This window comes from Vibrio sp. 10N.222.47.A9 (assembly GCF_963872585.1).
In the GTDB taxonomy this organism is placed as follows: Bacteria; Pseudomonadota; Gammaproteobacteria; order Enterobacterales; family Vibrionaceae; genus Vibrio; species Vibrio splendidus.
The window spans coordinates 132,214-143,377 of record NZ_CAWNBB010000019.1; the positions used below are offsets into that span (position 1 = coordinate 132,214).

General features: G+C 44.7%; 10 protein-coding genes. 8 read left to right on the forward strand and 2 right to left on the reverse strand.

All coding sequences use genetic code 11. The features are described 5' to 3' along the window. Positions 1–60 precede the first annotated feature (60 nt). The 6 genes from AACT19_RS03415 to AACT19_RS03440 all read left to right on the forward strand — a co-directional run bounded on the left by AACT19_RS03415 (position 61) and on the right by AACT19_RS03440 (position 6,692). Positions 61–1,194: an efflux RND transporter periplasmic adaptor subunit gene (locus tag AACT19_RS03415; RefSeq protein ID WP_017111828.1), complete on the forward strand. Its 1,134-nt coding sequence runs from the start codon at positions 61–63 to the stop codon at positions 1,192–1,194. After that, the gene (locus AACT19_RS03420) at positions 1,187–2,515 is read left to right on the forward strand and encodes a TolC family protein (protein WP_076645241.1); all 1,329 of its coding nucleotides are present in this window, start codon (positions 1,187–1,189) and stop codon (positions 2,513–2,515) included. The genes AACT19_RS03415 and AACT19_RS03420 overlap by 8 nt, the downstream gene beginning before the upstream one ends. Then, positions 2,508–3,722 (forward strand): ABC transporter permease, encoded by a 1,215-nt coding sequence (locus AACT19_RS03425; protein WP_076645243.1) that lies wholly within the window; start codon positions 2,508–2,510, stop codon positions 3,720–3,722. Before AACT19_RS03420 ends, AACT19_RS03425 begins: the two co-directional genes overlap by 8 nt. Positions 3,723–3,724: 2 nt before the next feature. Then, positions 3,725–5,008 (forward strand): ABC transporter permease, encoded by a 1,284-nt coding sequence (locus AACT19_RS03430; RefSeq protein ID WP_076645246.1) that lies wholly within the window; start codon positions 3,725–3,727, stop codon positions 5,006–5,008. A gap of 25 nt (positions 5,009–5,033) precedes the next feature. Further along, complete coding sequence (locus AACT19_RS03435; protein WP_026012387.1) at positions 5,034–5,738, forward strand: ABC transporter ATP-binding protein; 705 nt, start codon at positions 5,034–5,036, stop codon at positions 5,736–5,738. A 132-nt stretch (positions 5,739–5,870) separates the two neighbouring features. Continuing rightward, a complete protein-coding gene (locus tag AACT19_RS03440) occupies positions 5,871–6,692 on the forward strand; it encodes a helix-turn-helix transcriptional regulator (protein WP_076645248.1) in 822 nt (273 codons plus the stop codon). A 7-nt stretch (positions 6,693–6,699) separates the two neighbouring features. Here AACT19_RS03440 and AACT19_RS03445 read toward each other — a convergent pair whose 3' ends face one another. Further along, positions 6,700–7,452 (reverse strand): EAL domain-containing protein, encoded by a 753-nt coding sequence (locus AACT19_RS03445; RefSeq protein WP_083717866.1) that lies wholly within the window; start codon positions 7,450–7,452, stop codon positions 6,700–6,702. Between the two features lie 368 nt (positions 7,453–7,820). On the opposite strand from AACT19_RS03445, the gene AACT19_RS03450 reads away from it, so the two are divergent. After that, positions 7,821–9,014 (forward strand): glycine C-acetyltransferase, encoded by a 1,194-nt coding sequence (locus AACT19_RS03450; protein ID WP_017059545.1) that lies wholly within the window; start codon positions 7,821–7,823, stop codon positions 9,012–9,014. 109 nt (positions 9,015–9,123) lie between these two features. After that, positions 9,124–10,155, forward strand: coding sequence for an L-threonine 3-dehydrogenase (tdh, locus tag AACT19_RS03455; protein WP_076645250.1), 1,032 nt, complete (start codon positions 9,124–9,126; stop codon positions 10,153–10,155). Between the two features lie 283 nt (positions 10,156–10,438). Here the strand turns inward: tdh and AACT19_RS03460 are convergent. Continuing rightward, positions 10,439–11,164 (reverse strand): collagen-like triple helix repeat-containing protein (locus AACT19_RS03460; RefSeq protein ID WP_165689835.1); only part of this gene is annotated, 726 nt, incomplete at its 5' end.

The following is an 11,164-nucleotide window of genomic DNA, read 5'->3' on the forward strand; positions in this document are numbered from 1 at the left end:
CTTCGCATATCCACGGTAGTCATAGGGCTCACAAATATAAAATAATGAGCTGGATAAATTATGACTAAACGTGGGTTAGTGTCTGTGGCATGTGCCACGCTGCTAGGTGGAGGTGCGTATTTCTATTTTCAAACTTCAACGCCTCCTGAAGCCTTTCCAACCCTAACGGTCTCCACAGGGACGATCGAAAAGCAGGCGGTTGCGGTAGGGTATATCGTTCCCGCGCATTCTGTGTCTATTAAATCTCAAATCGACGGGATCGTTGGTGAAATCTATGCCGGTGTTGGTGAGTACGTAACGCAAGGTCAGCCGCTTATTAAGGTTCGTCCTAACCCTACCCCGAAAGCGTTGACTGATGCCTCGACCGAACTGATGCGAAGTGAGGCGAACATTGAGTCAGCAAAACAACAACTCGCTAACCTGCAGAGTTTGGTCGAACAAGAAATCATTCCTAAGAACTACGACGAATATGTGACTGCACGTTCCAATGTGAAATCAGCACAGGCTGACGTTATGCAAAAACGTCAGAACCTCGAATTGATTCAAAGCGGGGAGTCGACAATTGGTAACTCTCGCCTAACCTCAACCATTTACGCTCCGATAGACGGTACGGTGTTGAATCGAAAAGTCGAGGTAGGAGAACCGATTATTTCTACTGAATCGAGCCAAGCGGCAACAGAAATGATGTCATTGGCCGATATGAACAGCCTGATTTTTAAGGGCAGTGTTAGTGAGCATGATGCCGCACAACTTACTCCGGGGATGCCAGTAACACTGACCGTTGCACCTTATCCAAGTATCGAAATAGAAGGAGTGCTGACTAAGATTGCGATTCAGTCTGAAAGTCTTAACTCGACAGCTGATAGTAGTTCGGGCAAAAGTTTTGATAACGGTTTTGAAGTCGAAGTTGGCGAGCTCAAAATACCTCAAGACGTCCGGTTACGTTCAGGGTTCTCATCATCTGCTCAGATAATTCTAGTTAAATCAGAAAATGTACTCACTTTACCAGAGCGCGCACTGCAATTTGAAGGCGATAGCCCTAACGTATTAATCCCAGACAGCTCAGAACAAGGCTTCCACAAACAAGCGGTAAAACTGGGCCTATCCGATGGCATCAATGTTGAAGTCATCGAAGGTGTGGAGTTAGACGAAGCCGTCATCGATAACAGTATGATGGGGGCAGCTCATGGTTAAGCCAGCGCTGTTTAGTTGTTCACAGCGATCAGACAAACCTCTATCACCTCGTAAATTGCCCCTGTTGAGTGTAGGCAGTTTGCTATTAGCAACTGTGCTTAGTTGCCCTTCATATGCCATTTCTATTGAACAAGCATGGCAGCGAGCCAAACAGACGGATCCTGATTACGAGAAAGCCCGAATTGGTGTTCAACTCGGTGAGAGTTCGGTGGATTTAAGTCGCAGCTCTTTATTACCCGCTTTAAGCGCGAGCGCTTCAGCAGACTGGAGCGAAGACCGCAGTAGTTCAAATCGGTATGGTGCAGAGCTGTCTCAGGTTATTTGGGACAGTAGCCTTTGGTCTGAATTAGATAAAGCACAATCAGATTATCTGAAATCCCAGCTGGAATTGGCTCAAGCACATAATGATTTGGCGGCTAAGTTACTTCTGGTTTATCTCGATATAGGCAGTGCTCAAGGTAACTTACAGCTCACCAACAGTAAGTTAGAGGAAGGCAGCAAGCTGCTAAAAATCTTCGAAAAACGCTATCTAGCAGGCAAAGTGAAATCGATTGATGTGGAAGAGATGCGTGCTAATCAGTTGTCTGACAAAGCCAATATTCTGCGAGCAAAGGCAGAGTTAGAAAGTAAAAAGTCAGAGCTGGAAGCGCTGATAAACCAAGCTCCTGATTCGGTCGATCAAATTCGTACTGAGAACTTGGTTGAGCCTCCTATGCTGGTGGCTTCTCAGCAGCAATGGCTCAAGCTAGCGAGAAATAATAGCCCTGAATTACTGGTTGCCATAAAAGACGTTGAAGCACGCGAGCTAGACAAAAAGTCCGCCCAAGGAGGTTATTACCCGACAGTTAAAGGGCAAGTGGGCTATAACGACAGTGATCGGTTGGACAACGGTGAGTTTAACGCGGGTTTAACTCTTAGTGTTCCTATTGACTTAAATGGTTCAACACGCGCCAAAGTGGATCAAACCTCGCTTAACTTGTTGACGGCTAAGCAGGATTTACGAAAGGTTGAAATAGACATCAAGAAGCGAATTGATCAGAACTTTACTCAAGTAAAGCTCAACTGGGAACGAGTGTTAATGGCGCATGATGTTGTAGCGTCTCGCGCAGAGGTGTTGAGTAGCAAAGAAAAGTTATACGACGCGGGTTTCCTGGAAGCCTCGGATGTTATCAATGCACATAACAGCTTATTTGATTCAAGGTTCCTTTTACAGACCAACTTATATGATTATTGGCGTCAGAGAATAGGCCTGCTACAGACAACCGGTAAATTAGATGATGAAGCGATGGCGCTGATATCTCAGGCGCTACACCATGGTTAATCTTTTTCTTCAGACTTGGCAAACGTTGTTGGCGCATCGGATGAAAAGTGCCTTGGCTATTATTGCAATTTCATGGGGCGTACTGTCTGTTGTTGTTTTAATGGCGTTAGGGGAAGGCTTCTATCGTTATCAAACGAAGTCTTTCTCATTTTTGGTCAATGACACTCAGGTTGTGTTTCCCTCTAGTACGAGTAAACCTTGGCGGGGCTTGCCCTCAAGGCGCGAAATAAACCTTGAACAAGATAAAATAGAGCTGATCCAGCAGGCTGGTTTTGTTAAAGAGGCGTCTGCTGTTTACCTTAAATGGGATACCAGCGTGACGAACACTCAAGGGCATAATATTGGCAGTATGGTGAGTGGTGTTGCTCCCTCTTATTTTCCTATCTCACAAAATAAGTTGCAGCCTGGTTCACGAAATATTTCGGTGACGGATATGGAAAACCACACACGGGTGGTTGTATTGGGTGATCGAATCGCTCAAATGGGCGGAGTCGACATTGGCGATCATATCAAGATCAACGGTATTCCATTCTACGTCATAGGTGTGATGGTCGATAATGAAGGAGGGATCTCTTTCGGTGAGAGTCGACGAGTTTTTGTGCCCCAAACTACTTATCTTGATCTCTGGAACGATAAGCCATGGCAACTGCTATTAAAGCCTGTAGAAGCCATGGATTCCGCATCGTTTAGACGTAATATTGTTAATTTTTTTGCTAAACAGATGCACTTTGACCCTACTGATAAAGATGCGGTCTATCTGCCTGACTTTAGTGAGGGTGGAGACGTGATTACCGGTATCTTTCGTGGTATTCAAATATTCCTGACGGCCAGTGGCGCTATGACTATGGCGGTTGGCGCTTTGGGTGTGGCTAATATCATGTTTCTCTCTGTTACGGAAAGAACTCGGGAAATTGGCGTTCGGCTGGCGATTGGTGCAACACAGGGTTCCATCATGTCTCAGTTTATTATTGAGGGGCTTATCTTAGTTACCTTAGGATCCATCGTGGGATTAATGGCGTCCTTTGGTACGGTTTATTTGCTTGGCTCGATGGCGTTACCAGAATGGATTGGATCACCTGTTATCACGTTAAGCTCGATTGGAATGGCGTTAACGGTGACACTGATTCTGGCGTTCCTAGCCTCTTACTTTCCTGCAAAACGGGCGTCTCGTCTAACTCCTGTTGATGCACTTAGTGCGAGGGTTTAATCATGCTATTACCGATGAGACAAATCTTTCAGGAAATGTCTGCAGAAAAGCTACGACTTGGGCTCACGATTCTGGCTGTTGCGTGGGCAACCTTGTGTATTTCAGCGATGCTATCGGTGGGAGAAGGCATTAGGCAAGGCGTGCTTAAAACGGCACAAAATGGCAATGGTAATTTGATTTATCTATCAGGGGGGATGGCTACGGTTGATTATGGATCTTTTCATCAGGGCAAGCCGCTGACTCTAACAGTAGAAGATACGAAAGTTGTAGAGGCTCTGCCGAACATCAAAGCTGCTGTGCCGACAGCTGTGTGGGATGAATCACTTACTGTTGGGGAGCGAGGGTCTTGGAAAAAAGCGTTAGCCGTAACGACTGAATTTCAGTCGGTGACGAATCTCAAGACACGTCCAGGAGGGCGTTGGTTTAATCCTCTAGACCAAACGCAACAACGCAAAGTCATCGTGTTGGGTTACCTTTTAGCGGCCGATTTGTTTAACCCTAATGAAAGCTTTAGCTGGTTTGCTACTGTCAAATTAGAGATTAATCCCGTGGGGAAAACAGTAAAAATTGGCAGCCAAGAGTTTACGGTGATTGGTGTACTAGAGAAAAACAGTGCCAAGGTTGAACAGGGAGATAGCATCAATTATTCGAGCTTTGTTCCTTTCTCTACATGGCAGCGTTTTAATATTAACGGTGACATTAGTGGTATCAACGTTCAACCTCATGATGGTGTCGACAGAGTCAAACTTGCAGATACGATTCGTCAGGTTATTGCGCGCAAACATGGTGCTAGTGTCAGTGATGAGCAGGTCGTTCAGGTTGAGGATATGTTCCTCAAACAAAAAACGATGCAACAATTCTTAGTTGGTCTGCAGGGGTTCCTTGGTGTGATTGGTTTTATCACTTTGGCAGTGGCGGGCATAGGTATTGCTAACGTGATGTATGCAACGGTGAAACGATCCACACGAGATATTGGCGTGAGAATGGCGGTCGGTGCTACTCCAGGGATGATTCGCATGCATTATCTGGTTCAGTCATTGATGACTATGATGATGGGCGGTTTATTGGGCTTAGTAATCACTTATACACTGATTGCTGTAATTCGCTCGTTAGAGCTTGAAGGCAACATGTTTTATGAGCGTCTTGGTAAACCTGTGCCTGAGCTTTCATGGTTGGTTGTCACCATTGTTGTTTTGACGTTGGTGGTTATTGGTGTCGCTGCGGCTTGGCTTCCGGCTAATCGTGCGGCGAAAGTGACTCCGATGGAGGCACTACAAAGTGAATGATGAAATCAAAGACAGCGGAGAGACCATGTCTAACAAATTCTTAGTGGAACTCTCAAATATCGGTAAACACTACTCAAACGGTGATACTGAAATACGTGCATTAGACGGTGTCGATCTCTCGATTGAGAAGGGAGAGTTTTTGTCTATTTTAGGCCCGTCAGGATCCGGTAAATCAACGCTGATGAATATGCTGGGTTGCCTTGATAAGCCGACGGAAGGGGAGTATCAGCTAGATGGAAAAAATGTTGCTGCGTTGAGTGCTAATGATCTTGCTGGTATTCGGAATCAAAAAATTGGTTTTGTATTCCAGAGTTTTAATTTGCTTGAGTATGCATCTGCATTGGACAATGTTGCTCTGCCTCTCGTGTACTCAGGGATCAAAGCCAAAGAGCGTCGTAAGCGTGCGGCGGCATTACTTGAACAAGTAGGGTTGGGCGATCGACTTGACCATAAACCGAATCAGCTGTCTGGTGGTCAGAAACAGCGTGTCGCTATTGCTAGAGCTTTGGTTAATGATCCTCAGATTATATTAGCTGATGAGCCAACAGGGGCTCTGGATTCCAAGTCTGGCGCTGAGATAGAGGCTTTGTTTAATCAGCTTCATGCTGAGGGCCGAACATTGATTATCGTGACGCACGATAATTCGCTGGCTGAACGAACTAAGCGCATAGTGACGATCAAAGACGGTAAAGTATTGTCTGATCGCCAAGGGCAACATTGCTCAACCTAGAACCTAGAAAAAAGCAGCTTTCGCTTAGAGCCACTTCCTCACGAAGTGGCTTTTTTCTTAAGTGTTTAACACTGATCTTGTACGGACGATATTGAGTGAACTACACTGATAAAAAAGCTAGGTAAGTAACAGATGAATAAAGAAAATTTCTCAATAGAGTTAAAACGACTTCGTGAATCAATCTCTATTTCACAGGAAGAATTTGCAGAGTTGCTTTCCAATTCTCATAGAGCGTTTTTTGGTGTCAATCAGGTGATGGTCAGCCAGTGGGAAAGGGCAAAGACGTTGCCTAGTTTTGTTCGTCGTCTTGGTATCGCGAGTTTCTTTCAGGTCGATTACGACTTTTCCGTTGAAGAAATGGTACAGGTGAAAGCGGCAACCAAGAACGTGGAACGCCCATTCAGTATTGATATTGGTTATGACTATGAGGTGACGAGTGTTGAGTCATATAATATGGGAGCAATTCCAGCGAAAAGGCTTAAGTCGATTCAAGGAATGCATCTAAAAACCTATGGTAAAGATTTTATCGAGGTCTCTCAGCATCTGGGTGTGAAAAAAGAAGATATGCAGGTGCTTTGTTTTTTTTTCGAGGGGGTCATTATTGGTCATGTGGTGTATGACGGCTTAAGTAAGATGCTCTGCAGTGTTGGCGCGGTTAGCATTGTGATTCGTCGTAAGATCTTCGATTACATGGCGGATAATTTGTCTGATACTGAGTTTCGCTTTCCGACCCTTGACCCTGCTATGTGCCAGTTCTTGTATGACCTGTATTTAGAACCTTATATGAGTAAGCTCGGCATGCCGTTTTTCAAGGCAGATATCAAGAAAGTGGTGAAAAATCCTTTTTCTCAGAACATCCAAAATAAACACGATATCTACTTTAAGTACATCCGTTACCACGACCTTAAGCAGAAGAAGAAAAGTGTCGAGTTTGTTTTAAGATCTAGTCTGTAAAAGTGCTCTACATGACCAATCTTAGGTCGGTTAAAGGCAGAGGTTTTGAGTACAAGAAGCCTTGATAGCGATCAAACCCTAGCTGGTGGATCATTTGACGTGTATCTGCGTCTTCAACGCCTTCCGCAACGGTTTCAATGCCAGATTCTTTGCAGTATGCCAAAGTACGCTTAACTAAATCGGAGCTTGCTGGCTCAATACTATTCACAATCGATTTATCGAACTTCACTTCATCGACATTAAGGCTAATCACCTTATTCATGTCTGAATAACCGATACCAAAATCGTCGATAGAGATTCTGACGCCCAGAGACTTAAAGCGCTTTATCTGCTCACAAAGCTGCTCATCTAACTGATCATTTTCACTTAGCTCAAAGGTAAGCTTTTCTGCTTTGAAAGATGCATTCCAAAGTAATTCACGAACCTTTTCGACATTATCAGGGTTTGCTAGCACTTTCTTGCTGATGTTTACCGCCAAGCTTAGATGAATGGAAAGCGATTTGACCTCCGTTAGAGATTGTTCAAGCACGCTAAAGAAGATTTCTTCTTCATAACCCAATGCAAACGCGCGATCAATAAACACGCCCGGAGAGAAAATCCCTTCTTCTGGAATATCTAAACGAAACAGCGCTTCAACCCCAGTCACTTTCTCGACACTAGGCTCAACCTTTGGCTGATAAAAGCAGGTGTGCCAATCATTCTTGAAAGCTTCTTGTATGGTGTTGTCAGATAGGGTCATTTGCTTGGTTTCTCTTCTCATCGTGTTTCATTTGTATAGCGGCGTTGCTGGTGCGCATTCAGAGAGAAGCGGGCATTCATCACTATATCGTTCTGAGATGAAAAATTGAGATTTGATATGAATGCGAAATTAGACAGGGACGGAAGGCAATTTGACGTTAAAAAGAACAGGTAAGACGCGTTTATGTGCCCTGCGTCACTGGGATGAACTATTATTAGTGCCTGTGATTCATTAATGTTTTTCCAACTAAAGGGATAATCGAGAAGGGGATGTTCAACTAGAATAGGGGTATAAGTTTTACAGTGTAAATGATCGAATTGAAATCGTTTACATTCCCTACATAATGCGGCGCGCGATGCTGCTGAATAATAATTAGGAAGGAATAGACAATGTCTTCTGCATTTTACCAACAGATTCAAACTCAAATCGAAGAAGTTAAAGAAGAAGGTCTTTACAAGTCTGAGCGCATTATCACTTCTGCACAAAAAGCAGCGGTTTCTATCTCGACTGGTGAAGAAGTACTAAACTTCTGTGCAAACAACTACTTAGGTCTTGCAAATCACCCAGCTCTTATCGAAGCAGCTAAAGATGGCATGGATCAACACGGTTTTGGTATGGCTTCTGTTCGTTTCATCTGTGGTACTCAAGACTCTCACAAAGAACTAGAGCAAAAGCTATCTACGTTCCTTGGTAAAGAAGACACTATCCTTTACACATCTTGCTTTGATGCAAACGCTGGCCTATTCGAAACGATTCTAGGTAAAGAAGACGCAATCATTTCTGATGCTCTAAACCACGCATCCATCATTGATGGTGTTCGTCTGTGTAAAGCAATGCGCTTCCGTTACTCGAACAACAACATGGAAGAGCTAGAGCAACAACTTATCGCAGCTAAAGAAGCGGGCGCTCGTCACACACTAATCGTAACTGACGGCGTGTTCTCTATGGACGGCGTAGTGGCTAACCTTCCTGCTATCTGTGACCTTGCTGATAAGTACGGCGCACTAGTGATGGTTGATGATTCTCACGCAGTTGGTTTCATGGGTGAAAACGGCGCGGGTACTCACGAGTTCCACAACGTTGTTGACCGTATCGACATCATCACAGGTACGCTTGGTAAAGCAATGGGTGGCGCTTCAGGCGGTTACACTTCTGGTAAGAAAGAAGTGATCGACTGGTTACGTCAGCGTTCTCGTCCATACCTATTCTCTAACTCTGTTGCACCAGCAATCGTATCTGCGTCTATCCGTGTTCTAGATCTTCTTGCGGAATCTGGCGACCTACGCACTCAACTATGGGAAAACTCTGCTCACTTCCGTACTCGCATGGAAGCTGCTGGTTTCACTATGGGCGGTGCTGACCACGCAATCATCCCAATCATGCTGGGTGATGCAAAAGTAGCGGCTGAATTCGCAGAGCGCGCACTAGAGAAGGGCATCTATGTTGTAGGTTTCTCTTTCCCTGTAGTACCAAAAGGTCAAGCTCGTATCCGTACGCAAATGTCTGCTGCACACTCTCGTGAGCAACTAGACCGTGCAATTGATGCGTTCATCCAAGTTGGTAAAGACATGGCTATCATCTAATTTTAAAGGGGTGCCTTATGCATCCTTTGATTAGATAGAACAACACCCAATAGAACAATAGATTTTTGATTCTCGCCTTACAGTTAGGCGAGATGAACTGGATAACATTATGAAAATTAAAGCACTTTCTAAGCTTAAGCCTGAAGAAGGCATCTGGATGACCGAGGTTGAAAAACCTGAAATGGGTCATAATGATCTTCTTATCCGTATTAAGAAAACCGCAATTTGTGGTACTGACGTACATATCTACAACTGGGATGAGTGGTCACAAAACACAATCCCAGTACCTATGGTAGTAGGTCACGAATACGTGGGTGAAGTTGTTGGCATTGGCCAAGAAGTTCGTGGTTTTGAAATCGGCGACCGTGTATCTGGCGAAGGTCACATCACATGTGGTCACTGTCGTAACTGTCGTGGCGGCCGTACTCACCTTTGTCGTAACACTACAGGTGTTGGTGTTAACCGCACTGGTGCCTTCTCTGAGTTCCTTGTGATCCCAGCGTTCAACGCATTTAAGATCCCCGCAGAAATCTCTGACGATCTAGCATCAATCTTTGACCCGTTTGGTAACGCAGTACACACAGCGCTTTCTTTCGACCTAGTAGGCGAAGACGTGCTAATCACTGGTGCTGGTCCAATCGGTATCATGGCTGCTGCTGTTGCGAAGCACGTAGGTGCTCGTCACGTTGTAATCACTGACGTAAACGAATACCGCCTAGACCTTGCTCGTCAAATGGGTGTAACTCGCGCAGTAAACGTAATGGAAGAGAAGCTTGAAGACGTAATGGCTGATCTTGGCATGACTGAAGGCTTCGATGTAGGCCTAGAAATGTCTGGTAACCCATCTGCGTTCAACAGCATGCTGACTAACATGAACCACGGCGGTAAGATCTCTCTACTAGGTATTCCACCATCAGACATGGCAGTAGACTGGAACCAAGTAATCTTTAAAGGCTTGGTTATCAAAGGTATCTACGGTCGTGAGATGTTCGAAACTTGGTACAAGATGGCTTCTTTGATTCAATCTGGCCTAGATCTAACACCAATCATTACTCACCACTACAAAGTGGACGACTTCCAAAAAGGCTTCGACGCTATGCGTAGCGGGCTTTCTGGTAAGGTTATCCTTGATTGGGAATAGTCTAAATCAGGCTCTAATTAGCAAAAGTCGACAGTGAAAACTGTCGCTTTTTTACGTATAAAACCGCTAAATAACGCTTGATTACAGTGTCTGCCGCCATTTTGTCGCCATTAACCCTCTAAAGGATTGAGGTGTACAGCTTGTATCAAATGTTACGGAGCAAAATGAGAAGACGCCATTGTCTGCAAAATTTTAGTGTACCCAAGAATACGCCGTGTTCCTGAGTTTTGACTCGTTACGTCAGATACCTCAGGAACATAGGTGCTAGGTGTCTTAATGAGACCTAATTGATCGTTTTCCAAACTTTGGCTGTTTCTTGAAAAACTAAAGTAAATGTATAATCGTAATTGTTGCTTCCAGGATCGTTGATAGATCCATCTGTTGGGTTATCAATGATTTGCCCCATATTATAATTGTCGTTGCTGTCGTATGTGCAACTACAGTTTTCAAACAGTAGCAGGTACTCGGTCCCAGAAGTTAGATTTTTTGTTGGCAAGCTGATTTCATTCCAGCCGCCATTGATAGTTACGTTTGAAGCTAACGATTCAATCGCTGCTAAATCTTCCTTTGGTACTATTGAAATGTTGATTGTACTTTCAGCTCCCGCCATGAGCTCTATTGCTGAGAGCGTAGCGTTCCTATCTAAGGTGAACGTTTGAGCGAAACGGATAGAGTTACTAGCGCTCATGTTACCGTTGTTTGAGGTACCAATCGATTGCTCGTTCGTACTTATTAGTAACTGAAGTGCAGATATGCCTGCATTGAAAACCAACGTACCATCTGGCGTCGTATCCTTATTTACATTATCGAGTTCGGATTGAGTAAAGTAGTTCACTAAAGCCGCGGCATCGTCACCTTTAGGCCCTTGCGCGCCGGCTTCACCTTGTGAGCCCGTGTCACCTTTAGGCCCTTGCGTGCCAGCTTCACCTTGTGAGCCCGTGTCACCTTTAGGCCCTTGCGCGCCGGCTTCACCTTGTGAGCCAGTATCACCTTTAGGCCCTTGCGTGCC